This window comes from Nocardioides hungaricus, assembly GCF_054782915.1.
The window spans coordinates 173757-200545 of record NZ_BAAGRO010000033.1; the positions used below are offsets into that span (position 1 = coordinate 173757).

Consider the following 26789-nt stretch of genomic DNA (forward strand, 5'->3'; position numbering starts at 1 on the left):
GGGTCGCTGAGGCTCACCCGGACTCGGGCGACCACTCCTTCTTCGCCACCAGCAGCCCGTCCCCGACGGGCAGCAGCACCGGCACCAGGTCGCCGCGCTCGGCGACCGCGCGACCGAGGTCTCGGATCGAGACGGTGTCCTCGTCGCGCTGCGACGGGTCCGCGACCCGGTCGTGCCAGAGCGCGTTGTCGAACGCGACGACCCCGCCGGGGCGCAGCAGCCGCAGGGCCTCGTCGAGGTAGGCGGCGTACTCGGCCTTGTCGCCGTCGCAGAACACCAGGTCGTAGTGGCCGTCGGTCAGCCGCGGGAGCACGTCGAGCGCGGCGCCCGAGATGGTGCGCACCCGCTGGCTCGCGACGCCGCCCTCGGTGAACGTCTCGCGCGCCAGCCGCTGGTGCTCGGCCTCCACGTCGACGGTGGTGAGCACGCCGTCGGGGCGCATGCCGCGCAGCAGCCAGAGCCCGGAGACGCCGGTGCCGGTGCCGATCTCGACGACCGCTCGGGCGTCGAGCACAGCCGCGAGGAACCGCAGGGCGGCGCCGCCGCCGGACCCGATCGGCGCCACCCCGACCTCCTCGGCGCGGGCCCGCGCGGTGAGGAGGACGTCGTCCTCGGCGACATAGGCCTCGGCGTGGGACCAGCTCGCGGGCTTCACCCGGCCAAGGTATCGCGAGCGGGGCGCCGATCCCGGGAACACGGACCGCACGTCGCTCGTTCTTCCCCAGCGAGGCCCGGACGAGGGACACTGGTCTCACAGGCGCTGGTCTCACAGCGTTCTCTCAGCGGAGCTCCCTAGGTTGAGGAAGGACAGGACCCTGTTCGGCGGACATGCGCGGCAGCGCGATGAGGAGGCCACCGTGGCGACGGTGCCGAGCGAGCACGTTCCCTCGTGGGAGGAGATCGTCGCGCAGCACTCCGATCGCGTCTATCGCCTCGCCTACCGGCTGACCGGCAACCGGCCCGACGCCGAGGACCTCACCCAGGAGGTCTTCGTCCGGGTGTTCCGCTCGCTGTCGACCTACACCCCCGGCACCTTCGAGGGCTGGCTGCACCGCATCACCACGAACCTCTTCCTCGACCAGGCCCGCCGCAAGCAGCGGATCCGCTTCGACGCGCTCTCCGACGAGAGGGCCGACCGGCTGACCAGCACGACGCCCACCCCGGACGCGGCGTACGCCGACCGCACCTTCGACGACGACATCGAGCGCGCCCTGGCGACACTGCCGCCCGACTTCCGCGCCGCCGTCGTGCTGTGCGACGTCGAGGGGCTCAGCTACGAGGAGATCGCCGAGATCCTCGGCGCCAAGCTCGGCACGGTGCGCTCCCGCATCCACCGCGGCCGCGCCATGCTCCGCACCGCCCTCGCGCACCGCGCGCCCACCGCCGGCCGCACCCGGATCGCCGGGCCGGTGCTCGCGCCCTGGGGGTCGTCGACGTGATCGGCCACCTGGGCTCGCGGGTCAGCGCGCTGCTCGACGGGCAGCTGTCCCTCGAGGAGACCGACCGCGCCTGGGAGCACGTCCACCAGTGCCACGTCTGCCGCGACCAGGTCGAGCGCGAGGGCTGGGTGAAGACCCGGCTCACCGGCCTCTCCTTCGAGGTCGCCGCCCCCTCGATGTCCGACGGGCTCAGGGGCTCGCTGCTCGGCGCGGCCGCGTTCGCCGGTACGCCGGGCGACGCCTACCTCGCGAGCGGCCCGGACCGGCGGCGTACCACCGCCGGGATCGCGGCCATCGGCGGCAGCGCCGTCGGCGCCGCGGTGATGGGCGTGCTGGTGCTCGGCGTCGGACCCGCCTCGGCGCCGGCGCCGAGCTTCGACCGGCGCGCGCCGATCACCTCGATCCAGGCGCCGGCGCCCACGTCGGTGCCGACGGTGACCCGGCGGGCGTGGATCGCGCCCGACGGGACAAGATAGGTCCGTGACGCCCGACGATCCCACCCGGCCGAGCACGCCTCCGCCGAGCTGGGTGCCCCCGGTGGCGCAGTCGCCGCCGCACGTGCGGACCCCGCCCCCGCCGCCTCCCGCGCGGCACGCGGTGCCCCGCGGCCGGGTGCCCGGCTGGCTGTGGCCGGTCGTCTGCGCGCTCGCGCTCGTGCTGGGCGTCCTGGGCGGCGTCGCGGGCAGCGTCGGCTACGAGCAGCTGTCCGACGATCCGGTCGGCTCGGTGCCCGCGGGCCTCGACGGCGTCGAGACCGTCAGCCGGGCGCCGCTGCCGGTCGGCAACGGCTCGATCGCCGCGGTCGCCGAGCGGCTGCTGCCGAGCACGGTCCAGATCGTGGCGGAGCTCGACGGTCAGGAGGGCGGCGCGACCGGCTCCGGCTTCGTGCTCGACCGCCAGGGCCACATCGTCACCAACAACCACGTGGTCGCGGACGCCGACGCCAACGACGGCCCGATCGAGGTCGTCGACGAGGAGGGCAACCGGTACGCCGCCGAGGTGGTCGGCCGCAGCCCCGTCTACGACCTCGCCGTCCTGTACGCGCCCGAGGCGCGTGGTCTCCAGCCGGCCGCGCTCGGCTCGTCCCGGTCCCTGCGCGTCGGCGAGGGCGTGGTCGCGATCGGCTCGCCGCTCGGGCTGAGCTCGACGGTCACCGCCGGGATCGTCAGCGCCCTGCGGCGCCCGGTCACCACCGGCAACGCGGGCGACACCTCGTCGTACATCAACGCGGTGCAGACCGACGCCGCGATCAACCCCGGCAACTCCGGCGGCCCGCTGGTGAACCTGCGCGGGCAGGTCGTCGGCGTGAACTCCGCGATCGCCACCACCGGCGGCCCGATCGGCGGCGAGTCGGGCAACATCGGCGTCGGCTTCGCGATCCCGATCGAGCAGGTGCGGGTCACCGCCGACCAGATCCTGCGCACGGGTCGGGCGCAGTACCCCGTCATCGGCGCGCAGGTCCGCACCGGCGGCGAGCCCACCGGCGAGGGAGCCGAGATCGACGAGGTCATGCCCGACACCCCCGCCGAGAAGGGCGGGCTGAGGAAGGGCGACGTGATCACCGAGGTCGACGGCGAGCGGGTGACCGACGGCATCGCGCTCATCGTCGCCATCCGCGCCCACCGGCCCGGCGAGACCGTGGAGTTCACCGTCGTCCGCGACGGCGAGGAGCGCACCCTCGCGCTGACCCTGGGTGCCGAGACGGGCTGATCTTCGGTAGTCCCTGACGTTTCGGCCGGGATTCGCCGGCGTGTCGCCGGCCGAACGTCAGGGACTACCCCGATTCCACTCGTCAGTCGCGGGTCTCCGACTCGACGTACGGGTGCTCCTCGACGAAGACCTTCGTGTCGGCGTACATCTGCTGGATGAAATCCTCGAGCTGGGCCGACTCGACCCGCCACTGGCCGCGGCCGCCGATCTTGATGGCCGGCAGCTCGCCGCGGCGGACCAGCGCGTAGACCTGTGCGCTGGAGGTGTTGAGCACCTCGGCCACGTCGGCGAGGGTCAGGAAGCGGGGGGTGCCGGCCATGCGCCCATCGTCGCACCTGGCGTCGTCTCTGCGCCGTCGCCCCGGCGGGCCTGTGGAGAACGGGTTTCGGAGCGGCGACCGGGGGCGAGAATCCTCGCGTGACTCTCGGCACGGCGCGGCCTCCCGCGACCTCGGCGGCACCTGCCCCGGTCCCGCCGGCCACCCGTGCCGCGCGCTCGGGCTGGCGCGATCCACGGCTGTGGGTCGGCGTCCTCATCGTGGCGGTCTCCGTGGTCGCCGGTTCCCGGCTGCTGGCGGCCGCCGACGACACCGTGACGGTGTGGTCGGTGTCGGCCGACGCCGGGCCCGGTGCCCGGCTCGACCCGGACGACCTCGAGCCCACCAGGGTGCGGTTCGCCGACGAGGGCGACCTGGCCGGCTACCTCTCGGTCGACGACGAGCTGCCCGCCGACCCGGTCCTGCTCCGCGGGGTGGGTGCGGGCGAGCTGCTGCCGCGGGCCGCGCTCGGCACGGCCGAGACCACCGCGGACACCGTCGAGCTCCCGATCGCCGTCGACACCGAGCAGGTGCCGCCGGCGGTGCAGGCGGGCTCGGTCGTCAGCGTCTATCTGATCGGCTCCCGCGGCGGTCCGCTGCTCGAGGAGGTGACCGTCGTCGACGCCCCGCCGCTGGAGAGCACGTTCGGCACCGCCACCGGACGGCGCCAGCTGGTGCTGGCGGTCCCGGCCGACGCCGCGGCCGCGTTCCTCGCCGCGCTCGGTCGGGTCGAGCAGCCGGTCCTGACCGTCGTGCGCCGTGGCTGACCGTGTCTGACCGGGCTCTCGTCATCGTGGTCGCCTCCGGGGCGGCCTGGGAGCCCGCGGTGCTGCGGCGGCTCGGCGACCACCCCGGCATCGTGGTCCTCAAGCGGTGCGTCGACGTCGACGACCTGCTCGCCGCGGCCAGCGCCGGCCAGGCCGACGCCGCGGTCCTGGGCCTGGACTCGCCCGGCCTCGACCGGTCCGCGGTCGAGCTGCTCCAGCGGTACGGCGTCCGCCCGGTCGCCATCGCCGCCGGCGGTGCCACGCTCGACGGCGGCCGGCTCCGCGCCGCGCGGATCGGCATCCCGCGGGTGGTCACCGACGACGACCTGGACGCGCTGCCGGGCGCCGTACTCGCCGAGGAGTCGCCGGACACCGTGGTCCGCGTGCCGGAGCCCGGCCGGCCGCCCCCGCCGCCGGTGCCCGGCTCCGCGGGCCGCGTGGTCGCGGTGTGGGGGCCGGCCGGGGCGCCGGGGCGCACCACCGTCGCCGCGGCGATCGCGGCCGAGCTCGCGCGGCGCAAGCGGCGTACCGTCCTGGTCGACGCCGACCCCTACGGCGGCGCGATTGCGCAGCAGCTCGGGATCCTCGACGAGGTCTCGGGCCTGCTGTCGGCGGCCCGGCTGGCGGCGTCGGGGCAGTTGGAGGAGCGGTTCGGGTCGGTGCAGCGCGGCATCGACGGCCACCTGAGCGTGGTCACCGGGCTGCCGCGCGGGGACCGGTGGATCGAGGTGCGGCCCGACACCGTCGAGCACCTCCTCGAGGTCGCCCGCGAGCAGGCCGAGGTCGTCGTCGACACCGGGTTCAGCCTCGAGGACGAGCCGGGCTCCGACTACGGCACCCGGCCGGGCCGCAACCAGATGACGCTCGGCGCGCTCGACGTCGCCGACGAGGTCGTCGTCGTGGGCGGCGCGGACCCGGTCGGGCTCACCCGGCTCGCGCGGGGGCTGGTCGAGCTCGCCGGCCTGGGCCGCGAGGCGCACGTCCTCGTCAACCGGATGCGGCCCAGTCTGGGCTGGTCCGAGCGCGACATCGCGGGGATGGTCGCCGGCTTCGCACGCACCGCGTCGATGCACTTCCTGCCCGAGGACCAGCCCACCGTCGACCGGGCGCTGGTCGCCGGCCGCACGCTGGCCGAGCTCGGCGACTCACCGCTCGCACGTGCCGTGGGACGCGTGGTCGACGGGCTCTACGCGGCGAGCAGCGGATCTGGGCGCCTGCCGGCAGGCGATCTCGCGGTGTGACGGATCCGGCCCTCACGTCTGCCAGAATCCCGTGTTGACCCAGCCGAAGGCGCGGGCGGCCCGTGGCGACGGAGAGGCGGCAGAGCATGAGTGAGCGGCTCCGGCCGCGGGACGTGGCGCTGCTGGCCGAGGAGTCGCCGTCCACGCCGATGCACAACGCGACCGTCGAGATCTTCGAGCCCGGCGAGTCCGGGTTCGACTACGGCCGGCTCGTGCGCCTCGTCCAGGAGCGGATCTCGTTCGTGCCGCGCTACCGCCAGCGCGTGCAGACGGTGCCGGGGCGGATCGCCAACCCCGTCTGGGTGGACGACGAGAGCTTCGACATCGGCTACCACGTACGCCGGTCGGCGCTGCCGCGCCCGGGCAGCCCGGACCAGCTGCGCGAGCTGGTGGCGCGGATCGTGTCGCGCCCGCTCGACCGGAGCCGGCCGCTGTGGGAGATCTACTTCGTCGAGGGTCTGGCCGACGGCCGGGTCGCGCTGCTGTCGAAGTCCCACCAGGTGCTGGTCGACGGCATCCACACCGTCGACCTCGGCCAGGTGCTGCACGACACCTCGCCCGAGCCCAAGCTGCTCGGTGGCGACGAGTGGCGGCCCGACGGCTCGCCCTCGCCGTTCTCGCTGATGGCCGGCGCGGTGAGGGACTCCGTCACCGCACCCGGGACGGTCGCGGCGACGGCGCGCAGCGCCGGTGGCGCCGTCCTCCGCGGCGCCGCGGACGCGATCCGCTCGGCCGGCCGGGTCGCCGACGCGCTGACCAACCGGACGCCGTCCGCGGACTCGCCGATCATCGGCCCGCTCTCCCAGCAGCGCCGGGTGGTCGCGGTCAGCACGCCGCTCGCGAGCTACCGCACGATCCGCGCGGCCCACGGCGGCACCGTCAACGACGTCATCCTCGCGACCGTCACCGGCGCCCTGCGCGCGTGGCTGATGACCCGCGGCGAGTCGATGCGCGGCGTACGCCAGATCCGTGCGGTGGTGCCGGTCTCGGTCATCGACGACGAGCTCGAGGCCACCTCGCTCGGCAGCCAGATCGCGCCGCACTTCGTCGACCTGCCGGTGCGGGAGGCCAGCCCGGTGGTGCGGCTGCACCAGGTGTCGTACTCGTTCCAGACCCACAAGGACACCGGCCGCGCGGTCGCCGCGAGCCGGCTGACCAGCATCTCCGGCTTCGCGCCGGCGTCGTTCCACGCGATCGGCTCGCGGGTCGCGGCCGTCGAGCGGCGCCGCTACGACCTCAACGTCACCAACGTCCCCGGACCGCAGGCGCCGCTGTACGCCGCCGGCGCGAGGATGGTCGAGACCTACCCCGTGCTGCCGCTGCTCGAGGGCCACCCGCTGGCGATCGGCGTGACGTCGTACGACGGCACGGTCTGCTACGGCATCACCGCCGACCGCGACCTGCTCCCCGACGCCGACCTGCTCGGCGCCTGCCTGCTGGAGGCGCTCGACGAGCTGCTCGAGTCGGCCACCGGTGGCCGCACCCGGGCCCCGCGCGGGCGCCGCAGGCGCAAGGAGACGAGCACGTGAGGGTCTACCTCCCGACGACGATCGCGCTGCTCGCCGAGCAGCACGCCGCGGGCACGATCGCGGTGACTGCGAACCTCGTGGTCGCCGAGGACGACAGCGAGGACGCGGAGTACGCCGCCCTGATGACCGCCGCCGACGCCTCGGCCGCGCTGGTCGCCGGTCCCGGCCGCCGCGTGGTCGTGGTGGCCGAGCTGGACCGGGAGCCCGAGCCGGGCTGGACCGTCCCGCTCAAACGCGTGGTCGCGGTGCACGCCGACACCGCGGACCGCCCGGCCGACGCCGACCCCGACGAGGACCTCGGCTGGTTCGCCACCCAGGAGATCCCACACCTGGTCAGCTGACGCCGACTCGGCGCGTCTTGCCCGCCCGGGATCGCCGAGCCGGCGCGTCTTGCCCGCTCAGGAGGGTCGAGTCGGCGCGTCTTGCCCAGGAGGCGGGCAACTTGCGCCGACTCGGGCTCTCCTGGCGGGCAACTTGCGCCGACTCGGGCTCTCCTGGCGGGCAACTTGCGCCGAGTCGGCATCCTCTCAGTACGATCAGCGCGCCAGGTAGTCCCGGCCGACCGTGCTCTCGGCCTCCAGGGCCTTGCGGAGCAGGTCCGCGATCAGGCTCTCGATCTTCCCGCCGACCAGTGGGATGTTGACCTTGATGCGTACGTCGACCGTCTCGGTCGTGGTGCCGCCCGACTCGACCAGGGAGATGGTGCCGGTCATCTCGCCCGGCTTGCCCGGGATCGAGACGTGCAGGTCGGCCTCCTCGATCGAGGCCCAGTCCTCGCGCTGGACGATGTTGATCTCGTCGCCGACGAACCTCCTCGCGAAGCCCGGGATGCCCGCGGCCGGCCGGACCTGGTCGACCACGACGGTCATCGCGTCGCCGTCCGCGTCGATGCCGACGTCGGCCCGGATCACCTGCTGGAACGCGCAGACCTCCTCGCGGAAGGCCGGGTCGGCCAGCATCGCGGCGACGTCGGCCAGCGGGGCGTCGTACTCCGTCTCGTGTCGGAACCTCATGCGGTCATAGTGTCAGGACCATGGCCGTCGACAACGCCGCCGAGAGCTTCGTCTCCTTCGGCGAGCAGGGTGCCCAGCTGACCTACGGGTCCTACCTCCGCCTGCCGCAGCTGCTGGACTCCCAACACCTCGAGTCGGACCCGCCGGCGCACGACGAGCTGCTGTTCATCACGGTCCACCAGGTCTACGAGCTGTGGTTCAAGCAGCTCCTGCACGAGGTCTCGGCGGCCCGCGACGCGATGCTCGGCGGCGCGAGCGGCGGACGCCTCTGGTGGGCGCAGCACCTGCTCGCGCGGGTGCACGTGATCGAGCGCGTGCTGGTGCAGCAGATCGACGTGCTGGAGACGATGACGCCGCAGGACTTCCTGGAGTTCCGGCAGCGGCTCGCGCCGGCCAGCGGCTTCCAGTCGGTGCAGTTCCGGGAGCTGGAGTTCCTCTCCGGCGCGAAGGACCCGGCGTACCTCGACCGCTTCAAGGGGATCACGCCCGGCGAGCGGGACCGCCTCGACGCCCGGCTGGCCGAGCCGACCCTGTGGGACGCGTTCCTCGCCGTACTCTGCTCCCTCGACCTGCCCGCGAGCGACGACGCTGAGGTCTCGGCGTCGCTGCGCACGGTCGCCCACGACCGCGACCAGTACGCCGTCGTGTGGGCGCTCGCCGAGGCGCTGCTCCAGCACGACGAGCTGGCCGCGAGCTGGCGCGCCCGCCACGTCGTGATGGTCGAGCGGATGATCGGCGCCAAGTCGGGTACCGGTGGATCCAGCGGCTCGGCGTACCTCCGCTCGCGCCTCCCGGTCCGCTACTACCCGCCGCTCTGGGACCTGCGCAGCGAGCTGTAACGACGCCGAGTCGGCGCAAGCTCAGCTGAGACTGCGCCGACTCGGCGTGAACGGAGGGGCCGACTGGTGGGTAACCGACCCGGCGTCCTAGTGTCGGAGCGTGTCAACGACGACGCATGAGCCGGACCTGTCCGTCCTCCTGTCGGGCGCCATCGAGCTGGCCCGCAGCGGCAAGGGAACGGGAGGGCCGCCGCACGACGCCGTGGACACCCTGCTGAGGACCTACTACCGTCACGTCGCGGTCGAGGACCTCGCTGGCCGCAGCGACGTCGACCTGTACGGCGCATTCGCGTCGCACTACCGGCTCGCGGACAGTCGGCCCCAGGGCACCGCCCGGGTGCGGGTCTTCACGCCGACCACGGCCGAGCACGGCTGGTCGGCCGACGGCCACTCCGTGGTCGAGGTCGTCGTCGACGACATGCCGTTCCTCGTCGACTCGCTGACGATGGAGCTGTCGCGGCAGCTGCGCGACGTGCACATCGTGATCCACCCGCTGCTCGACGTCACCCGCGACATCACCGGGGCGGTGCAGGACGTCCGGCCTGCCGCCGCCGGCGAGGACGCCTCCGGCGACGCCCAGGACGGGATGGGCGAGGTGGTCCGCGAGTCCTGGATGCACGTCGAGATCGACCGGCTCGCCGAGGGCGAGGACGTCGCCGAGATCGAGGACGCCGTGCAGCGGGTGCTCCGCGACGTGCGCGAGTCCGTCGAGGACTGGCCGAAGATGCACGCCCAGGTCGCCGACATCGTGCACGAGCTCAGCACCGACCCGCCCGCCGGGGTGGACCGCGCGGAGGCGCGCCAGGCCCGCGACCTGCTGCAGTGGCTGGCCGACGACCACTTCACGTTCCTCGGCTACCGCGAGTACGCGCTGGAGAAGCGCGACGACGGCCAGGAATCGGGCCAGAAGATGGGGGAGTACCTGCGCGCCGTACCCGGAAGCGGGCTCGGCATCCTGCGCGCCGACCAGGACATGTCGACGAGCGGCAGGCTCCCCGAGGCGGCCGCCGCCAAGGCCCGCGAGAAGACCGTGCTGGTGCTCACCAAGGCCAACTCCCGCTCGACCGTCCATCGACCGGCGTACCTCGACTACATCGGCGTCAAGAGGTTCGAGAACGGCGAGGTGGTCGGCGAGCGCCGGTTCCTCGGCCTCTACTCCAGCGCCGCCTACACCGAGTCGCTGACCCGGATCCCGCTGCTGCGCGAGCGGGCCGCGGCCGTGCTGAGGCGGATCGGGTTCTCGCCGAACAGCCACGACGGCAAGGCCCTGATGGACACGCTCGAGACCTACCCGCGCGACGAGCTGTTCCACACGACCGTCGACGAGCTCGCGCCGATGGCCGAGCAGGCGATGCACGCCCGCGAGCGCCGACAGCTGCGGCTGTTCATCCGCCGCGACACCTACGGCCGCTACGTCTCCGTGCTGGTCTACCTGCCCCGCGACCGCTACAACACGACGGTCCGCGAGCGCTTCTCCCAGCTGCTCAGGGAGCGGCTCGGCGGCGACTCCGTGGAGTTCACCGTGCGGCTCACCGAGTCGACGACCGCCCGGGTGCACTTCGTCGTGCACCCGCCCAAGGGCGAGGCGATCCACGAGGTCGACACCGCCGACCTCGAGCGGCGGATGCAGGAGGCGTCCCGCTCCTGGCGCGACGACTTCGCCATCGCCGTCTTGAACGAGTACGGCGAGGAGGCCGGCTCCCGGCTGGTCCGGCGCTACCTGGAGTCGTTCCCGGAGTCCTACAAGGAGGACTTCACGCCTCGCCGGGCCGCCGTGGACCTCGGCCGGCTCGAGGCGATCGAGGTCGGCGAGGACGGCACCGGCATCGACCTCGCGATGTACGAGGACCTGGACGCCGGCCGCGGCGAGGCCCGGCTCAAGGTCTTCCGGGTCGGCCGGCCGCTGTCGCTCTCGGGGATCCTGCCGACGCTGTCGTCGATGGGCGTCGAGGTCGTCGACGAGCGGCCCTACGACCTCGACGGCCTGGACCGCCCGACGTTCGTCTACGAGTTCGGCCTGCGCTACGGCCGCGCGCTGCCCGACAACTCCCGCGACCTGTTCCAGGACGCCGTCCGGTCGGTCTGGGAGGGGCGCAACGAGATCGACGGGTTCAACGCCCTGGTGCTCGGCGCCGGGCTGACCTGGCGGCAGGCGACCGTGCTGCGCGCGTACGCGAAGTACCTGAAGCAGGGGAACTCGCCGTTCGCCCTCGACTACATCGAGGGCGCGCTGCGCAACAACGTCGACATCACCCGGCTGCTGGTGCTGCTCTTCGAGATCCGCTTCGACCCGTCGGCCGATCGCGCCCGCGCCGAGGCGGTCGAGGAGCGGATCGCCCGGTCGCTGGACGACGTCGCCAGCCTCGACCACGACCGCATCCTGCGCTCCTACCTGACGCTGATCAAGGCGACGCTGCGCACCAACTACTTCCAGGCCGCGGCGGACGGCGCGACCAAGCCGTACCTGTCGTTCAAGCTGGAGCCGTCGGCGATCCCGGACCTGCCGGAGCCGCGGCCGCGCTTCGAGATCTTCGTCTACTCGCCGCGGGTCGAGGGCGTGCACCTGCGCTTCGGCGCGGTCGCGCGCGGCGGCCTGCGCTGGTCCGACCGCCGCGACGACTTCCGCACCGAGGTGCTCGGCCTGGTCAAGGCGCAGATGGTGAAGAACACCGTGATCGTGCCGGTCGGCGCCAAGGGAGGCTTCTTCTGCAAGCAGCTGCCTGACATGAGCGATCGCGAGGCGTGGCTGGCCGAGGGCGTCGCCTGCTACCGCACGTTCATCTCCGGCCTGCTCGACATCACCGACAACCTCGTCGACGGCGAGACCGTGCCGCCGCGCGACGTGGTGCGCCACGACGGCGACGACTCCTACCTCGTCGTCGCGGCCGACAAGGGCACGGCGACGTTCTCCGACATCGCCAACGAGGTCGCGAACTCCTACGGCTTCTGGCTCGGCGACGCCTTCGCCAGCGGCGGCTCGGTGGGCTACGACCACAAGGCGATGGGCATCACCGCCCGCGGCGCCTGGGTCTCGGTGCAGCGGCACTTCCGCGAGCGCGGCATCGACTGCCAGACCGAGGACTTCACCTGTGTCGGCATCGGCGACATGTCCGGCGACGTGTTCGGCAACGGCCTGCTCTGCTCCGAGCACACCAGGCTGGTGGCGGCGTTCGACCACCGCGACATCTTCCTCGACCCCGACCCCGACCCGGCGTCGTCGTACGCCGAGCGCAAGCGGCTCTTCGAGCTGCCGCGGTCGAGCTGGCAGGACTACGACCACGCGAAGATCTCCGAGGGCGGCGGCGTCTACTCGCGGTCGCTGAAGAAGGTCACGCTGAACGACGCCGTCCGCACCGCGCTCGGCATCGACGCGTCGGTCGCGTCGATGACGCCGGCCGAGCTGATGCGCGCGATCCTGCTCGCACCGGTCGACCTGCTCTGGAACGGCGGCATCGGCACCTATGTGAAGGCCTCCACCGAGTCCCACGCGGACGCGGGCGACAAGGCGAACGACGCCATCCGGGTCGACGGCGGCGAGCTGCGCGCGCAGGCGGTCGGCGAGGGCGGCAACCTCGGCTTCACCCAGCTGGGGCGGATCGAGTACGCGCGGGCCGGCGGCCGGATCAACACCGACTTCATCGACAACTCTGCGGGCGTGGACACCTCCGACCACGAGGTGAACCTGAAGATCCTGCTCGACCGGGTGGTCAAGAGCGGCGACCTGACCGAGAAGCAGCGCAACGGCCTGCTCGCGGAGATGACCGACGAGGTCGCCGCGCTCGTGCTGCGCGACAACTACGAGCAGAACATCGCGCTCGCCAACGCCGTCGAGCACGCGCCGTCCCTGCTGCACGTCCACGAGGAGTGGATGCGACGGCTCGAGGGCGACGGGGTCCTCAACCGCGAGCTCGAGGCGCTGCCCAGCAGCAAGGAGGTCCGGCGCCGGCTCGACAACGGCGAGGGCCTGAGCGCCCCCGAGCTGTCCGTGCTGATGTCGTGGACCAAGATCGTGCTCGCCGACGAGCTGATCGAGACCGAGATCGCCGACGACCGCTACTTCGACCAGGACCTGCGGGCCTACTTCCCGACGCCGATCCGCGAGGGTTTCGAGGAGCAGGTGCACCAGCACCCGCTGCGCCGCGAGATCGTCGTGACCCAGGTGGTCAACGACCTGGTGAACGGCGCCGGCATGACGTTCTGGCCGCGGCTGGCCGGCGAGACCGGCGCGACCGCCGTCGAGCTGACCCGGGCGAACTTCGTCGCGCGCGAGATCTTCGGCTCGCTGCCCATGCGCGAGGAGCTGAGCTCGTTCGACAACGAGCTGGACGCCGGCGTACAGACCCGGATGCGGGTGGAGATGCGCACCCTGGTCGAGCGGGCCTCGCGCTGGCTGATCATCAACCGCCGGCCCCCGCTGGACAGTCGGGGCACCGTCGAGCTGTTCACCGGTCCGGTGCGGCAGGTGATGGCGGACCTGCCGGAGCTCATGAGCGGGCGTGAGCTCGCTGCCTATGTGGACCGGCGTGATCGTTTGATGGCCGAAGGCGTACCGGAACCACTGTCGTCGCGTGTTGCCGTGCTGCCACCTTCGTACATGGTCCTCAACGTCGTCGAGATCGCGAACCGCGAGGAGCTCGACCCGGCGGAGGTCGCCCGGGTGCACTTCGCGCTGGGCGAGCGGCTCGGCCTGCCGGGCCTGGTGCAGCGGATCCTCGCGCTGCCGCGCGCCGACCGCTGGCAGACGATGGCGCGCGCCGCGCTGCGCGACGACCTGCACTCCGTGCACGCGCAGCTCACCGCCCAGGTGCTGGCGACCACCTCGCCCGAGGACGCCGCGCCCGCGCGGGTGGTCGCGTGGGAGAACGCCGACGACGTGATCGTCCCGCGGGCCGCGGCCACCCTGGAGGAGATCTGCGCCGACGAGCAGGCCGACCTGGCCCGGCTGTCGGTGGGCCTGCGCGTGGTCCGGGGGCTGCTGGCGTCAGGCTGATCGGAGGCCGTCGTACCTGACGCAGATGTCGTGAAATCGCCGGCGAGGTCAGCAGATACGTCAGGTGCGACGGCAACTCCGCCCCGGGGCTCAGCTGGCCTTCTTGGCAGCAGCCTTCTTCTTGGCGGTCTTCTTCGGGCCCGACTTCTTCGTCGCCGGCTTCCCCCCGTCGTCCGACGACTCGCCCCGCGCGGTCCTGGCGGCGTCGACGGAGCGCTGGAGGGCGGCGAGCAGGTCGACGACCTCGCCGGAGGACTTGGTGGAGGTCTCGGTGCGCTTGACCTCGCCGCCCTCGATCTTGGCCCGCACGAGCGCGTCGACGGCCTCGGCGTAGTCGTCCTCGAACTCGGCCGGGTCGAAGTCGCCGGCGAGGGTCTCGACGAGCATGTTCGCCATCTTCACCTCCTGCGGCTTCACCTCGCCGGTCTCGACGGAGAAGTCGGGGGTGCGGATCTCGTCGGGCCACATCATCGTCTGGAGCACGATCACGTCGTCGCGCACCCGGAGCACGGCGACGGTGGTGCGCTGGCGCAGCGCGACGGTGACGACGGCCATCCGGTCGGCGTCGAGCAGCGCCTGGCGGAGCAGCGCGTAGGGCTTGGCGCCGGTCTTCTCGGGCTCGAGGTAGTACGACTTCTCGAACAGCAGCGGGTCGATCTGGTCGGACGGCACGAACTTCTCGACGGCGATCTCGCGCGAGGACGTCGACGGCAGCTCGGCCAGGTCGTCGTCGGTGAGGATGACCACCTCGCCGTCCTCGGTCTCGTAGCCCTTGGCGATGTCGGCGTAGGCGACCTCCTCCCCGTCGAGCGAGCAGACCCGCTGGTACCTGATCCGCCCGCCGTCCTGGGCGTGCACCTGCCGGAACGACACGTCGTGCGACTCGGTCGCGGCGTAGAGCTTCACCGGCACGCTGACCAGGCCGAAGGAGACGGCGCCCTTCCAGATCGCTCGCATACCGCAGAGTGTGACACGCGGGCATGATGTGACGCATGCGCCCCATGCTCGCCACCCACGGCCGCCAGGTGCCGCCCGGCGACGCGTGGACGCACGAGGTCAAGTGGGACGGCGTGCGCGCGCTGACCGAGGTCCGCGCCGGCACCCTGCGGATGACCAGTCGCAACGAGAACGCCATCACGATCGCCTGGCCCGAGCTCGCCACGAGCCCGCTCGGCGACCGCGACCTGCTCGTCGACGGCGAGATCGTCGCACTCAACGAGCGCGGCGTGCCCGACTTCCGCACGCTCCAGGAGCGGATGCACATCCGCAGGGCGGCCACGGCTGCCCGCCTCGCCGAGAGGGTCCCGGCGAGCTACCTGGTCTTCGACCTGCTCCGCCTCGACGGGGAGGACCTGACCCAGCAACCGCTCGAGCAGCGGCGGGCCGCGCTGGAGGGGCTCGGGCTGGACGGGACCTGGCAGGTGCCCCCGCAGTACGACGACGGCGCGATGCTCTTCGAGGCGACCCTCCAGCAGGGGCTGGAGGGCGTGGTCAGCAAGCGGCGCGCCTCGGCGTACCGCTTCGGGGAGCGCAGCCCGCACTGGCAGAAGCTCGCGCACCGGCACCGGCTCTCCTACGTCGTGGGCGGCTGGCGCCCGCAGGAGGGCACCTCCGACCGGCTGGCCGCGCTGCTGGTGGGCGAGCCGACCGCCGGCGGACTCCGCTATCGCGGCCGTGTGGGCAGCGGCATCGGGCCCCGCCAGGGCCGGGTGCTCGCGGAGCTGGTCGCCGGCCTGGGGCGGCCGGAGAGCCCGTTCGACGACGAGGTCCCCGCGGTCGACGCGAGGGGCACGCACTGGCTCGAGCCGGTGCTGGTCGTGGACATCGACACCCACGGGCGCGGGTACGAGCGGCTGCGGCAGCCCTCCTTCCAGGGCGTCCGCACCGACCTCGCCCCGGAGGACCTGTGATCGCGACGGCGCCCCATGGCTGAGCGGACCCGCGTCGACGTCGAGGGCCGCACGCTCACGATCAGCAACCTCGACAAGGTGCTCTACCCGCGCACGGGTACGACGAAGGGCGAGGTCCTCAACTACTACGCCCAGGTCGCGCCGGTCCTGCTCCCGCACCTGAAGGGCAGGTGCGTGACCCGGATCCGCTGGCCGCACGGCGTCTCGGGCGACAGCTTCTTCGAGAAGAACGTGCCGAACGGCACCCCGTCCTGGGTGCACACCGCGCGGGTCCCGACGACCGGCAGTCGCGCGCCGAGCCGGAACGGCGACACGCTCGTCTTCCCGATCGTCGACGACCTCGCCACGCTGACCTGGCTGGTCAACCTGGCCGCGCTCGAGCTGCACGTCCACCAGTGGACCGTCGACGGCAGGGACCGCCCGCGCGGCGCGGACCGGCTGGTGATCGACCTCGACCCGGGCGAGCCGGCCGGGCTGCACGAGTGCTGCCGGGTCGCGCTGCTGGTGCGCGACCGGCTCGTCGCGCGCGACCTCGACGCCCGGCCGGTCACCAGCGGCTCCAAGGGCCTGCACCTCTATGCGAGCCTGCCGAGGCGGCTGCCGCCGGAGGAGTCGACGGCGCTGGCCAAGGAGGTCGCCGAGGAGCTCGAGGGCGAGCACCCGCGCCTGGTGACCGCGACCATGACCAGGGCCAGGCGCTCGGGGAGGGTGTTCCTCGACTGGTCGCAGAACGCCGGCTCGAAGACCACCATCGCGCCGTACTCGCTGCGCGGGCGCGAGGTCCCGACGGTCGCCACGCCGCTCTCCTGGGACGAGGTCGAGGCCGGCGCGGAGGACCCGCTGGAGCTCGGCCAGCTCCGCCTCGAGGAGGTCCTGGAGCGGGTCGCTGCGCACGGAGACCTGTTCTCCTAGGGCCCCCGCAGATCTGTTACCGAACGGTGGCAGTCCGTTGGAGGTCGTGTGGATCTGGCGTGGCACCGCCGGCCCTAGGTTCGATCCGTACACCTGAAGCACCGGGGGGATGCTGATGACTACGACGACCGTTGCCACCACGGCCAGGAAGCTCCTTCTTCCTGTGGGCAGTGTCGTCGGCGCCGGCGTGCTGGCCATGGTCATGGGCGTCCCGTGGACCAGTGCCAGCGAGGGGTCCTCGGGGATCCGGCTGCTGGCCGACGACGACCAGGGCGCGACCTTGACCATCACCAAGATCGAGCCCGGGGAGTCCGTGTCGCGCAGCGTGACCATCCGGAACTCGGGCGGGCAGGCCTCGCGGCTGTCGTTCCAGGAGACAGGAGACCCCTCGCCGTTCGCGGACGGCGAGCTCCAGCTGGTCATCGACCAGGACGGAAGGACGTTGTACGACGGCGACTTCGCCGCGATGAGCGACATCGCGCAGGACGTGGGGACGATCGATCCGGGGGGTTCGAGCACGTTCACGTTCACCGTGTCGCTCCCGGAGGATGCGCCGTTCGCCAACCAGGGCGGGCCGGCGACGGCGGCGTACACGTGGGTCAACTCGGATCCCGCACGTGCGGCAGGATCGTGGAGCCCGTAGGCACCACGACGGGATGAGGACGGCCGCCCGCGCATCTGGGGGGAGCGCGGACGGTCGCCGTCAGACCGGACACCGGGTGGGTGGTCCGGCGCTGTTGGGGGGAGCGCCGGACGGCCCGTCCGGGCCAACATCGTCTCGGAGAGAACCCCTGACCATGGAGATCACCACCTCCCCGCACCGCCCGGCGTCGACGCCGTGGGGTCGGCTTCTCGCGCTCGTGGTGATCCTCGCGCCGGTGACCACCCTGGTCCTGCTGCCGATCGGCCTCGGCCTGCAGCGCTACGTCATGACCGGCGACTCGATGGCCGGCGACCGTCCCGACTCCGTCGCCCGCGGCACGGTCGTCTTCGAGCGGGCCGTCCCGGTCGGCGATCTCCGCGTCGGCGACGTGATCACCTACCGTCCGCCGCCGTCGGCCGGCAGGGACGGCATCGTCACCCACCGCATCGTCGAGATCACCCCGCAGGGCATCCGCACCCAGGGCGACGCCCGCCCGGCGCCGGACCCCTGGGTGTTCGAGCCGCAGGGGCCGGTCGTGCCCCGCGTGGTCTTCGCGCTGCCGTACGTCGGCTACGCCTACCTCGTCCTCGCCGACCCCCTCCTCTGGCTCCTCGCCGCGGGCGTCGTGGGGCTGGTGATGCTGGCGGTGACCGGCGCGGCGCGGCGCCAGAAGCCCACCGCGGCGGCCACGGGCCGGGTTGACGCGAGGGCCGAACAGTGAGGACTGCCCACGGGGGCGGGTCGATGACCCCTATGCTCACTCTCATGGCGCAACGAGTTCTAGTGGTGGAGGACGAGGAGGACATCGCGTTCCCCCTCGTCCGCACCCTGGAGCGTGAGGGGTACGACGTGTCCTGGGTGGACAGCGGCCAGAAGGCCCTCGACACCCTCTCCACCGCCCCGGAAGTGGTGATCCTCGACCTCGGGCTGCCCGACATCGACGGGCTCGAGGTCTGCCGCCGGGCCCGCGAGGCCGGCTTCGAGGGGGCGATCATGATCGTCACCGCCCGGGCCGGCGAACTCGACCGCGTGGTCGGGCTCGACTACGGGGCCGACGACTACCTGGCCAAGCCCTTCGGGCTGGCCGAGCTCCAGGCGCGCGTGCGCGCGCTGCTGCGCCGTACCTCCGCCACGACGACCGAGAAGCAGGAGCCCGACGACGGGCTGCGGATCGACGTCGAGGCCCGGCGTGTGTACGCCGGGACCGAGGAGGTCCCGCTGACCGGCAAGGAGTTCGAGGTGCTGAACATCCTGGCCGCCAACCGGGACAAGGTGGTCTCCCGCGGCCGGCTGATGGCCGACGTGTGGGACGAGAACTGGTACGGCTCGACCAAGACGCTCGACGTCACGATCGGTCGGTTGCGCCAGAAGCTCGAGAGCGTGGGTGTGACGGATCGGGTCGTGGCCGTTCGGGGCGTGGGGTTCCGCCTCGAAGGCGGCACGCCGGATGCGTGAGCGCCTGACCGTCGCCTTCGTCGTCCTCACCGTCGTCCTGCTGCTGGGGGCGGGCGTCGTGCGCTCCTACGTGCTGCGCGACCTGGTCCGCGAGGAGGAGGCCGCGCACCTCGAGCAGGAGGTGGGCCTGATCGCGTCGCTCGTCGACGGCCGACAGGCGGCCGGCGCGACCGTCGACGGGGAGTTCCTCCAGTCGCTCGTGGGCGAGCAGACCCGGCTCGAGCTCGACCCGAGGCGCGGCGAGACGCTCGTCGTCCAGGGCGAGGAGTACGCCGGCGCGGCCGACTCGGCGGGTGACCTGGCGGCCGCCGCGGAGGTGAAGGGCGGCACCGTCACCTTGAGCCAGTCCGACCGGGTCGTCTCGGACATCGTCGGCCGCGACGTCGGCTCGGTCGCGGCGCTGTTCCTCCTCGCCGGCGTGGTCGCCGGCATCGCGGGCTTCGTGATCGCCTCGGCGCTGTCCTCGCCGTTCCAGCGGCTGGCCGTCGCGGCCGGCAGCCTGGCGCGTGGACGGTTCGACCTCGAGCTGCCCCGGACCCGGATCCCCGAGGCGCGCGCGATCTCCACCGCGCTGCGCTCCAGCGCGCTCCAGCTCGAGGACCGCGTGCACCGCGAGCGCGACTTCGCCGAGCACGCCTCGCACGTCCTCAAGACCCCGCTCACCGGCCTCCGGCTGGAGCTGGAGGACCTCACCCTGCGCGACGACGTCCCCGACGACGTCAAGGACGCCGCCGCCCGCAGCCTCGCGGCGGTCGACGAGGTCAGCGCCGTCGCCGGCGAGCTGGTCGAGCTGTCCCGCCGGGGCAGCCTGGTCGCCGGCTCCGAGCTGCCGCTGGTCGACCTCGCCACCCAGCTCGCCCAGCGCTGGGCGGACCGGCTCGCCGGTCGCGGCCGCACGCTGACCGCCGCGGCCGAGGGCAACCTCGCGCTCACCTACACGCCCGGCCCGGTCGAGCACGTCACCGACCTGCTGCTCGCCGACGTGGTCCGCCGCAGCGAGGGCTCGGTGCGGCTGGTCTTCCACGGCGAGGAGGGCGGTCAGCTCCGCATCCGGGTCGAGGTCGAGGGCCGCGCCACCGCGACCGGCAGCGGCGAGACGATGGACCGGGTGGGGCAGGCCCGCTCGGTCGTCGAGTCCCTCGGCGGCCGCGTCACCGGCGAGCACCCGGCCGACGGCATCGAGGTGCTGCTGCCCCGGCGCTGATCCGGTGCGGTCACTTCCACTCGACGGTGGCGAGCACGGAGTCGATGATCTGCTGCTTCTTGTCGGCGGAGAGGTCGTTGTCGAGGCTGAAGTCGATGACCGCCTCGGAGTCGTTGTAGATGGTGCCGAACGAGTCGAGCGTGGCGTACTGGTCGTCCCGACCGGCGAGGTGGTACCACTTCACGCCCGCGATCTCGACCGGCTCCTGGACCTTCAGCTGGGGCGTGCTCTTGAGCGCGATCCGGACCTGACCGGCGAGCGGCTGGTCGCGGACCGCCATCAGGTCGCTGAGGATGATGGTGCTCACCGTCTTCGGGTCGTCGGCCCCGAGCAGGAACGACGCCGGAGCCTTGGTTTTCCTCCAGCCCTCGGGAGCGCGCATGGTGATCCGCTCGAGGTCGAACGTGAACCCGGTCGCCGGCTCCACGACTGGCGCGGTCGGCTCGCTCCTTGTCGGCTCGGTCGGCTCGGTCGGGGTGCTGCTGGTCGGGGTACCGCCCGGCTCGGCCTGCGGGTCGCCGCCGCAGCCGGCGAGCAGAAGGCTGGCGGCGGCGAGGGCGGTGATCGCAGTCCGGCGCAACGAGTGTCTCCTGGGTCCGAGAGGTGTCGACGGTAGCCGATCCGAGATGGGTCTACCCATCCTGGTTTGGTTCTACCCGGACGGGGGCAGGTGACCCCCGAACGTGAAGGGAGCGGCGGGGCTCGCGGATGCGCGGCCCCGCTCTCGGGCACAGGGGGAACACCGGTATGAGCTTTGTCGAAGCCATCGCATTCTTGGGCGACCTCGGCGTCGACCGGGAGACGATCAACCGGATCAGGGCGATGCTCGAGGACAATCGAGACCTGTTGGACGGCAGTCGGCCGTCGAACCAGACGAGTGGGGCGTTCGGGCAGTCCGCCGCCGGTCAGGATCTCGACGCGCAGACGCTGACCGCGCGCCAGCACGTCGTCGAGGCGCTCGAGGAGATGATGGCCGGCCTCGAGGGCTACGCGAGCAACGTGGGCAAGTTCGGCGACGACATCTTCGGGCTCGACGAGGACATCCAGGCCCAGCTGATGCGCGGCACCCGCGAGGCCGAGACCTACTCCTCGTCCGACGACTTCCGCGACAACGGCATCGCCCCGCCTGGGTCGTCCCACGGTGACCGCGGGGGTGACTACTGATGCCCGGACCGGAGGAGACCCGACTGATCCAGGCGCTCGCCGGTACCAAGCCCGGAAACGCCGGTGGCGGTGCCGCCGAGTGGGAGGCGTGCGCGACCATGCTCGACCGGGTCGCCAACCGACTCGACCGGGCCTCGATGCCGATCCCGTTCGGCGAGGCCGGCGCCCAGACCGCCGAGGCCATGGACGCCGCCTTCACCCGCTCGGCTGAGGCGATGCGCAAGCGCGCCGTGAGGCTGCGCCAGGGCCAGCAGGCGCTCCGGGAGGCCGAGAAGGTCATGGCGGACGCTGACGCGGCTCACCAGGCACTCGGCCCCGAGGGCTCGCCGCCCACGCCGAGCAACAACTACGACCGCAACACCCCCCAGGGCATCAAGGAGGAGCAGGACAACCGCGCCGCCGATGCGGCCTTCGCCGCCGAGCAGGAGCGGCGCGAGCGGATCGCCAAGCGCTGGGCCGACCAGATGGACACCGTCTTCGCCGACTCCTCCGGCACCATGCGCGAGATCCACGGCGAGCCGCCCCCGCCGCCTCCGCCGGACGGCTACTCCGGCAGCGCCGGCGGCGTGTCGGCGCCCAGCGGCTCCGGTGGTGGCGTCCCCACGGGCGGCGTGCCCACGGGTGGTGGCGGCAACGGCAACGGTGGTGGCGGCAATGACGGCCGCGGCAACGGTGGCGGCGGCGGTGGCGGCGATGGCGGGACCACGCCGACCCTCGGTGGCGGCGGAGGCTCTCCGCAGGGCACCCCGCTGACCCCCTACGACCCGAACGCGCTGGGCGGCACGACCAGTCCGGTCGGAGGCCCCTCCGGCGGTGTCGGCCCCGCAGCCGGCCTCGGCGTCGCCGGGGCCGCGGGCGGGGCCGCCGCGGGCGGCATCATCGGTGCCGGCCTCACCGCGGGAGGCGTTCGCGCCGGCGTCGGTCCTGTCGTCGCGAGCCCCGGGACCGCCACGAGCGGAGTCCGGGGCATCGGCGCCACGTCGCGCACCGGCATGTCCGGCGCCCTCGGTCGGCCCGCCGGCACGTCCGGTGTCGGCGCAGCCGGCTCCGGCACCGCTGCCCGGAGCGGCTCGGCTGCCCGGAGCGGGGCCGGCGCCCGCGGCGCCGCCTCGGCGGGCAGTCGTGGCGCGGCCGGCAGTCGCGGCACCGGAGCCCGAGCTGCCGCCGCCGGCGGCGGTGCCTCCGGCCGTGGCGCCCGCGGCTCCGACAAGGAGCGCCGCGGCAAGGACGACCCCTTCGAGGCCCCCGAGGACTGGGTCGGCGAGGACGAGGCGTCTCCCGCGATCCTGGACTGACTTCTCGGGATTACTCCGGCGGTCGCCGGGGGATGACGTGGTCGTGAGCCAGCGACCGGTCGAGCACGAGATGTCCCGTGCCGTGCGCACGAACCAGCTCGTGCTGACGGTCTGCACGCTCGGCCTGCTGGTGGTGCTCGGTGCGCTCGCCGCCGCGAGCGACGGCACGACGCGCGACGTCGTGGGGCTCCTCGGCCTGGCCGGCGTGGTCGCCGGGCTCGGCTTGGTGACCCTCGACGCCTGGCTCCGGCTCCCGGGGCCAGAGCCCCGGATGGTCACCCACGACGACGTCGGCGCGATCCGCCTGCAGGTCGCGCTCGGCGCCCCCGTCTCGCTCGTGCTCCTCACCGCAGGCCTGACCCTCGTCGCGGTCTCCTTCCTGCTGGCGCCCAGCCTCGACGACGTGAGCCAGGGCCGTCGCGGCGGTGCCTGGGTGTACGTCGTCGTCGTGGCCGCACCTCTGCTCCTTGCCGGCGCCGTGGCCCTGCTGGTGCGGCGTGACCAGCTGCTGCTCGCCCCGGAGGTGCTCGTCGGCCGCCGGCTCGGCCGCAGCCAGGTGGTGCGCTGGGACCAGGTGCGCGAGGTCGAGCCGGTCCCCGGCGACCCCGGCCTGGGTCTCCGCATCGGCGCCGCCGACGGCTCCTCGATGCTGGTGCCGACCCGCCAGCTCGCCCTCACGCTCGGGGAGCTCGCGGCGGTGGTGCGGCACCTGGCGGCGACGCCCGCCGACCGGCCCCGCCTGGCGACCGCGGAGGCCCTCGCGATGATCGACGGCTTGCGCCGGAAAGCGGGGCGCCCGTGATCGACGTCCGCACCGCGCTCCCGCCGTACCTCTACCTGCCCTGCACCGTGCACGAGGACGGCGAGGGCTTCGACCCGATGGTGCGCCCGGTCGCCGCCGGCCCGGGACTGGTCGCCTACACGGCGCTGGACCGGCTGCGCCGCGCGCAGGGCGCCGACCAGTCGTGGGTGGTCGTCCCGCTCACCCTGATCAGCGGGTTGCGTCGTCGGCTGGGCCTCGCCGCGCTGCTGCTCGACGACGGACTGCCAGAGGAGGAGCGGGCGCATGGGTGACGGCTTCGAGGTCGACGCCGAGGGCATCCTCCACGCCGCCATCGCGCTGCGCGAGCAGGCGTCAGCGCTCGACGCCGCCGGCGGCGCGATCCCCGAGGCGGACGCCGGCGTGATGACCGCGGCGATCGAGAGCGCCGTCGGTGCGTTGCTCTCCCAGATCGGGTTGCTCGGCTCGGCCCTGGTGGACGTGGCCGACACCGCCGAGCTCGCGGCGCTGGACTACCACCGGACCGACCTCGCGGCCCAGGCCGACCTCGCCCGGCTCCTGCTGCCGGGCGCCACGGACCGGGAGATCGCCGACGCCGTCAAGCGCGCCGACCGGGCCGATGAGATCGAGCTGGCGCAGCTCATGCCGGGTGACCCCGAGGCGGCCACGCAGGCCGTGGTCGACAGCCCGTCGCAGTGGGAGGAGGCCGAGCAGCGGTTCGAGGAGCGCACCCAGGGCCTGCGCGACCTGCTGCTGCCCGGCGCGCCCGACGAGGGACCGCAGGAGCGCTGAGATGCCGATTCCCACGTACGTCGCGGGCTCGCCCAGCTCGCTCCGGGCGTTGGCCCAGGCGCTCGAGTCCGACGTGGCCGACGCGTGCGAGGAGCAGGCCGAGGCGATCGTCGCGGCCCGCCGGGGGCTGGGGGACGCCTGGCAGGGCGACGCCGGCTCCGCGGCCGTCGCGACCGTCGGCGGGCTGGCCGGCGCCGCCGAGGACCTGGGCGAGGTTGCCCGGTCGATGGGCACGGCGATCTCGGTGTACGCCGGCAAGCTCGCGACGGTCCAGGCGCTGATGGACGAGGCGCGCGGCATCGCGAGCGGCGCCGGCCTCACCGTGACCGAGCGGTTGATCGAGGGTCCGCCGGAGGCCAGGGACGCCAGCTGGCACCAGCCGGTCTTCTGGCCGTCGTCGCCGGCCGAGGAGGCGGCGTTCCTCAGCTGGCGCGCGAAGTACGAGGTGTACCTGGCAGCCGAGCAGGAGGCCGGCGAGGCGGTCGGAGACCTCTCGGACGCCTGCCAGCAGCTGATCGAGGACCTCGGCGACGGGCAGTCGACGCTGGCGGACGTCGGCGAGACCGTACTGGACCTGGTCCCGGGCGCCGTCGAGCTCCCGGGGGTCAGTGTGCTCCCGCTCCTGTCGGAGCGGATGCGGCGAGCCGCGGTGAGGGCGGGCTTCCTCGCCTCGATCTCGCCGGAGCAGTCCCGGCTCCTCTACGCCAACCTGTTCATGCAGATGGAGCGCCTCGACGACGCGAGGCTGCTCGACCGGCTCGCCGCCGCCTCCGACTATGGCGGTAAGGCCGTGGACGGCTTCATGATCGGCTTGTCGGCCATCGAGCGTCATGAGATGGGCCAGAGCACCAACCAGATCCTGCTCGCGGAAGGCGGTGGCTGGGTGGCCGGGGCGCTGGCGACCGGTGGCACCTGGGCGGCCGGCGGCGCCATCTTCGGAGCGCCCGCCACGCCCGTCGGGTCGGTGGTGCTGGGCGGCGTCGCCCTCGTGGTCGGCACCGGCGTCGGCATCTTCACCAGCAACCAGGTCGACGACTGGTACGAGGACCGCGAGTTCGAGGAGCTGCTGCAGAACGGCATGGCCGGCACGGAGCTCCCGCAGCGCTGAGTACGTGTGGGGCGCATGGCCTGCTGCGCCGAGGCTCGCATCACCTCGACTCGGCCCGGTCGTTGTCCACAGGCAGGCGATCGGGTCTGGTTACGCGACCCGGCCTGCGGAGAGACTGAGCCGCAGAAGGAACCACCTCGGGGGAAGCCGATGTCACTGACTCATCCCGCGGCCGGCGCGGGCGCGCACGACCAGCTAGTCGAGCAGCTCGACCAGCATGTGCGCGAGCTGGTGCGCCGGGAGGCGGTCGACCCGCAGCGCGACGCCGCCGTCGTACGCCGGATCGCGGAGGGCGTCGTCCGCGCCCACGACGACCGCAGCCTGACCGGTCAGGTCGCGCCGGTGCCGGACGTCGAGTCGATGGTGGGTGAGCTGGTGGCGCGGGTGTCCGGGTTCGGGCCGCTGCAGCCCTTCCTCGACGACCCCGCGGTCGAGGAGGTCTGGATCAACGACCCAGCCGGGTCTTCATCGCGCGCCACGGTCGCCACGAGCTGACCAACCTGGTGCTGACCTCGGCACAGGTGCAGGAGCTGGTCGAGCGGATGCTGAAGTCCAGCGGCCGGCGGATCGACCTGAGCCGGCCGTTCGTCGACGCGATGCTGCCTCCCCCGTTTGTCACCCTTGTCGCCGGTCTGCGAGCTGTCGGCGATACGCGTGCGAGGCGCCACCGGCCAGCGTGCTGAGTCCGACGACGGCCAACTCCCCGGCTCGAGTGAGGTTCACGATGCCGAGCGCATCCATCGTGATCGCCGTGGCCGGCACGAGCGCCCACCCGAACAGCACCCACAGACAGTCACGGAATCCCAGACGCACTCGCGGCTCCGTCATGATCCCCATTGTGCGTGCCTGCTGAGGAGCTGCTGGGCTCGGTGGATCACCGGGCGGTCGATCATGGCGCCGTCGACCGCGCTGACGCCGTCCGTGGCGCCCCGGACCACGCGAGTGGCCCACGACAGCTCCTCCTCGGTGGGGGAGAAGCCGATGTTGGCTGCCTGCACTTGCCGCGGGTGGATGCACAACTTCCCGGTGAATCCCAGTTCGCGAGCGGTGGATACATCGTGGGTCAGGCGTTCGAAGTCGTCCAGTGCGGTGGTGACGCCGTCGATCGGCCCAGGAAGACCTGCGGCGGCCGACGCGAACACGAGGCGCGAGCGGCTGTAGGCCAGGGCGGCACTCGATCTGTGGTCGATGCCCAGTTCGACCGCGAGGTCGATGGTCCCGAGTGCCAGCCGGGCCACGCCTTCGACGCCAGCGATCTCGTCGACGCCGCGCACGCCGTGGACGGTCTCGACCAGGGCGATCAGCGACTGCTCAGGTCCAAGCCGCCGGCGTACGCCCTCGAGCTGTGTCGCAGACTCCGCCTTGGGAAGCATGACCGTCGCCGATGTGACCGCCAGCGCTGTCAACTCGGCCACGTGCGTAGCAGTCTCGGTGCCGTTCACACGGACGACCGCTGGGCGCCCGCCAGGTCGTGCACTGAGCCATCTCACGACCTGGCTCAGCGCTTCTCCCTTGGCGAACGCCGGCACGGCGTCCTCGAGGTCGAGCACAACGGCGTCGGCGCCACTGCTCGCGGCCTTCTCGAACCGGTCCGGGCGATCGCCGGGCACGAAGAGCAGCGAGCGGGCCGCAGCGGCGATCACGTCGACACCACGCCGGACAACACCATGCCGGACGACAC

The 26789-nt window shown here is 73.0% G+C and carries 29 protein-coding genes; 22 read left to right on the forward strand and 7 right to left on the reverse strand.

Annotated elements, in window-relative coordinates; genetic code table 11:
* Positions 1 to 13: 13 nt before the first annotated feature.
* Positions 14 to 655: an O-methyltransferase gene (locus tag ACYVKX_RS14390; protein WP_460833563.1), complete on the reverse strand. Its 642-nt coding sequence runs from the start codon at positions 653 to 655 to the stop codon at positions 14 to 16.
* Between the two features lie 202 nt (positions 656 to 857).
* Here ACYVKX_RS14390 and sigE point away from each other — a divergent pair, with 202 nt between their 5' ends.
* Genes sigE through ACYVKX_RS14405 form a run of 3 tightly spaced genes read left to right on the forward strand, consistent with a single transcriptional unit; the run spans position 858 to position 3149 of the window.
* Positions 858 to 1439, forward strand: a complete 582-nt coding sequence (gene sigE / locus ACYVKX_RS14395; RefSeq protein WP_460833566.1) for an RNA polymerase sigma factor SigE — start codon at positions 858 to 860, stop codon at positions 1437 to 1439.
* On the forward strand, positions 1436 to 1915 hold the full coding sequence (locus tag ACYVKX_RS14400; protein WP_460833569.1) for a zf-HC2 domain-containing protein: 480 nt from the start codon (positions 1436 to 1438) through the stop codon (positions 1913 to 1915). The genes sigE and ACYVKX_RS14400 overlap by 4 nt, the downstream gene beginning before the upstream one ends.
* Positions 1916 to 1919: 4 nt before the next feature.
* Positions 1920 to 3149: a S1C family serine protease gene (locus ACYVKX_RS14405; protein WP_460833572.1), complete on the forward strand. Its 1230-nt coding sequence runs from the start codon at positions 1920 to 1922 to the stop codon at positions 3147 to 3149.
* A gap of 82 nt (positions 3150 to 3231) precedes the next feature.
* On the opposite strand, the gene ACYVKX_RS14410 is transcribed toward ACYVKX_RS14405, so the two are convergent.
* On the reverse strand, positions 3232 to 3468 hold the full coding sequence (locus ACYVKX_RS14410) for a helix-turn-helix domain-containing protein (protein ID WP_460833575.1): 237 nt from the start codon (positions 3466 to 3468) through the stop codon (positions 3232 to 3234).
* 98 nt (positions 3469 to 3566) lie between these two features.
* On the opposite strand from ACYVKX_RS14410, the gene ACYVKX_RS14415 reads away from it, so the two are divergent.
* From ACYVKX_RS14415 to ACYVKX_RS14430, 4 genes are all read left to right on the forward strand, one after another.
* Positions 3567 to 4232 carry a hypothetical protein gene (locus ACYVKX_RS14415; protein WP_460833577.1) on the forward strand — a complete coding sequence of 222 codons (666 nt, stop codon included), beginning with the start codon at positions 3567 to 3569 and terminating at the stop codon, positions 4230 to 4232.
* Between the two features lie 2 nt (positions 4233 to 4234).
* Positions 4235 to 5473 carry an AAA family ATPase gene (locus ACYVKX_RS14420; protein WP_460833579.1) on the forward strand — a complete coding sequence of 413 codons (1239 nt, stop codon included), beginning with the start codon at positions 4235 to 4237 and terminating at the stop codon, positions 5471 to 5473.
* 86 nt (positions 5474 to 5559) lie between these two features.
* Positions 5560 to 7002 (forward strand): WS/DGAT/MGAT family O-acyltransferase, encoded by a 1443-nt coding sequence (locus tag ACYVKX_RS14425; RefSeq protein WP_460833582.1) that lies wholly within the window; start codon positions 5560 to 5562, stop codon positions 7000 to 7002.
* Complete coding sequence (locus ACYVKX_RS14430; RefSeq protein ID WP_460833586.1) at positions 6999 to 7343, forward strand: DUF6912 family protein; 345 nt, start codon at positions 6999 to 7001, stop codon at positions 7341 to 7343. Before ACYVKX_RS14425 ends, ACYVKX_RS14430 begins: the two co-directional genes overlap by 4 nt.
* Before the next feature lie 195 nt (positions 7344 to 7538).
* Here ACYVKX_RS14430 and ACYVKX_RS14435 read toward each other — a convergent pair whose 3' ends face one another.
* On the reverse strand, positions 7539 to 8015 hold the full coding sequence (locus tag ACYVKX_RS14435; RefSeq protein ID WP_460833591.1) for a DUF2505 domain-containing protein: 477 nt from the start codon (positions 8013 to 8015) through the stop codon (positions 7539 to 7541).
* Between the two features lie 20 nt (positions 8016 to 8035).
* On the opposite strand from ACYVKX_RS14435, the gene ACYVKX_RS14440 reads away from it, so the two are divergent.
* Together ACYVKX_RS14440 and ACYVKX_RS14445 are read left to right on the forward strand one after the other, a co-directional pair.
* On the forward strand, positions 8036 to 8854 hold the full coding sequence (locus ACYVKX_RS14440; protein ID WP_460833594.1) for a tryptophan 2,3-dioxygenase: 819 nt from the start codon (positions 8036 to 8038) through the stop codon (positions 8852 to 8854).
* A 100-nt stretch (positions 8855 to 8954) separates the two neighbouring features.
* Complete coding sequence (locus ACYVKX_RS14445) at positions 8955 to 13844, forward strand: NAD-glutamate dehydrogenase (protein ID WP_460833597.1); 4890 nt, start codon at positions 8955 to 8957, stop codon at positions 13842 to 13844.
* Between the two features lie 90 nt (positions 13845 to 13934).
* Here the strand turns inward: ACYVKX_RS14445 and ku are convergent, their stop codons facing one another.
* Entirely contained in the window at positions 13935 to 14801 is an 867-nt protein-coding gene (ku, locus tag ACYVKX_RS14450) for a non-homologous end joining protein Ku (RefSeq protein WP_460833599.1), read from the reverse strand.
* A gap of 35 nt (positions 14802 to 14836) precedes the next feature.
* Here ku and ligD (ACYVKX_RS14455) point away from each other — a divergent pair, with 35 nt between their 5' ends.
* The 6 genes from ligD (ACYVKX_RS14455) to ACYVKX_RS14480 all read left to right on the forward strand — a co-directional run bounded on the left by ligD (ACYVKX_RS14455) (position 14837) and on the right by ACYVKX_RS14480 (position 19968).
* A complete protein-coding gene (ligD, locus tag ACYVKX_RS14455) occupies positions 14837 to 15754 on the forward strand; it encodes a non-homologous end-joining DNA ligase (RefSeq protein ID WP_460833603.1) in 918 nt (305 codons plus the stop codon).
* Positions 15755 to 15769: 15 nt separating this feature from the next.
* Positions 15770 to 16666, forward strand: coding sequence for a non-homologous end-joining DNA ligase (ligD, locus tag ACYVKX_RS14460; RefSeq protein ID WP_460833607.1), 897 nt, complete (start codon positions 15770 to 15772; stop codon positions 16664 to 16666).
* A gap of 115 nt (positions 16667 to 16781) precedes the next feature.
* Positions 16782 to 17309, forward strand: coding sequence for a hypothetical protein (locus ACYVKX_RS14465; protein ID WP_460833610.1), 528 nt, complete (start codon positions 16782 to 16784; stop codon positions 17307 to 17309).
* 154 nt (positions 17310 to 17463) lie between these two features.
* Positions 17464 to 18030, forward strand: coding sequence for a S24/S26 family peptidase (locus ACYVKX_RS14470; protein ID WP_460833612.1), 567 nt, complete (start codon positions 17464 to 17466; stop codon positions 18028 to 18030).
* A 44-nt stretch (positions 18031 to 18074) separates the two neighbouring features.
* Positions 18075 to 18764 carry a response regulator transcription factor gene (locus tag ACYVKX_RS14475; RefSeq protein ID WP_460833614.1) on the forward strand — a complete coding sequence of 230 codons (690 nt, stop codon included), beginning with the start codon at positions 18075 to 18077 and terminating at the stop codon, positions 18762 to 18764.
* Complete coding sequence (locus ACYVKX_RS14480) at positions 18757 to 19968, forward strand: sensor histidine kinase (protein WP_460833616.1); 1212 nt, start codon at positions 18757 to 18759, stop codon at positions 19966 to 19968. Before ACYVKX_RS14475 ends, ACYVKX_RS14480 begins: the two co-directional genes overlap by 8 nt.
* 10 nt (positions 19969 to 19978) lie before the next feature.
* Here the strand turns inward: ACYVKX_RS14480 and ACYVKX_RS14485 are convergent, their stop codons facing one another.
* Positions 19979 to 20548 carry a hypothetical protein gene (locus ACYVKX_RS14485; protein WP_460833618.1) on the reverse strand — a complete coding sequence of 190 codons (570 nt, stop codon included), beginning with the start codon at positions 20546 to 20548 and terminating at the stop codon, positions 19979 to 19981.
* 167 nt (positions 20549 to 20715) lie between these two features.
* On the opposite strand from ACYVKX_RS14485, the gene ACYVKX_RS14490 reads away from it, so the two are divergent.
* The 7 genes from ACYVKX_RS14490 (at position 20716) to ACYVKX_RS14520 (ending at position 25603) form a co-directional block, all read left to right on the forward strand.
* Positions 20716 to 21132: a hypothetical protein gene (locus ACYVKX_RS14490; RefSeq protein WP_460833621.1), complete on the forward strand. Its 417-nt coding sequence runs from the start codon at positions 20716 to 20718 to the stop codon at positions 21130 to 21132.
* Positions 21132 to 22427, forward strand: a complete 1296-nt coding sequence (locus tag ACYVKX_RS14495) for a hypothetical protein (RefSeq protein WP_460833624.1) — start codon at positions 21132 to 21134, stop codon at positions 22425 to 22427. The genes ACYVKX_RS14490 and ACYVKX_RS14495 overlap by 1 nt, the downstream gene beginning before the upstream one ends.
* A 43-nt stretch (positions 22428 to 22470) precedes the next feature.
* Entirely contained in the window at positions 22471 to 23229 is a 759-nt protein-coding gene (locus ACYVKX_RS14500; protein WP_460833627.1) for a hypothetical protein, read from the forward strand.
* Entirely contained in the window at positions 23226 to 23501 is a 276-nt protein-coding gene (locus tag ACYVKX_RS14505; protein ID WP_460833629.1) for a hypothetical protein, read from the forward strand. Before ACYVKX_RS14500 ends, ACYVKX_RS14505 begins: the two co-directional genes overlap by 4 nt.
* On the forward strand, positions 23494 to 24000 hold the full coding sequence (locus ACYVKX_RS14510; RefSeq protein WP_460833632.1) for a hypothetical protein: 507 nt from the start codon (positions 23494 to 23496) through the stop codon (positions 23998 to 24000). Before ACYVKX_RS14505 ends, ACYVKX_RS14510 begins: the two co-directional genes overlap by 8 nt.
* A gap of 1 nt (position 24001) precedes the next feature.
* The gene (locus ACYVKX_RS14515) at positions 24002 to 25108 is read left to right on the forward strand and encodes a hypothetical protein (protein WP_460833635.1); all 1107 of its coding nucleotides are present in this window, start codon (positions 24002 to 24004) and stop codon (positions 25106 to 25108) included.
* Positions 25109 to 25258: 150 nt separating this feature from the next.
* Positions 25259 to 25603: a hypothetical protein gene (locus ACYVKX_RS14520; RefSeq protein ID WP_460833637.1), complete on the forward strand. Its 345-nt coding sequence runs from the start codon at positions 25259 to 25261 to the stop codon at positions 25601 to 25603.
* 120 nt (positions 25604 to 25723) lie between these two features.
* Here the strand turns inward: ACYVKX_RS14520 and ACYVKX_RS14525 are convergent, their stop codons facing one another.
* Positions 25724 to 25936, reverse strand: a complete 213-nt coding sequence (locus ACYVKX_RS14525) for a hypothetical protein (protein WP_460833640.1) — start codon at positions 25934 to 25936, stop codon at positions 25724 to 25726.
* Positions 25933 to 26751: an HpcH/HpaI aldolase/citrate lyase family protein gene (locus tag ACYVKX_RS14530; RefSeq protein ID WP_460833643.1), complete on the reverse strand. Its 819-nt coding sequence runs from the start codon at positions 26749 to 26751 to the stop codon at positions 25933 to 25935. The genes ACYVKX_RS14525 and ACYVKX_RS14530 overlap by 4 nt, the downstream gene beginning before the upstream one ends.
* Positions 26752 to 26789: the final 38 nt, after the last annotated feature.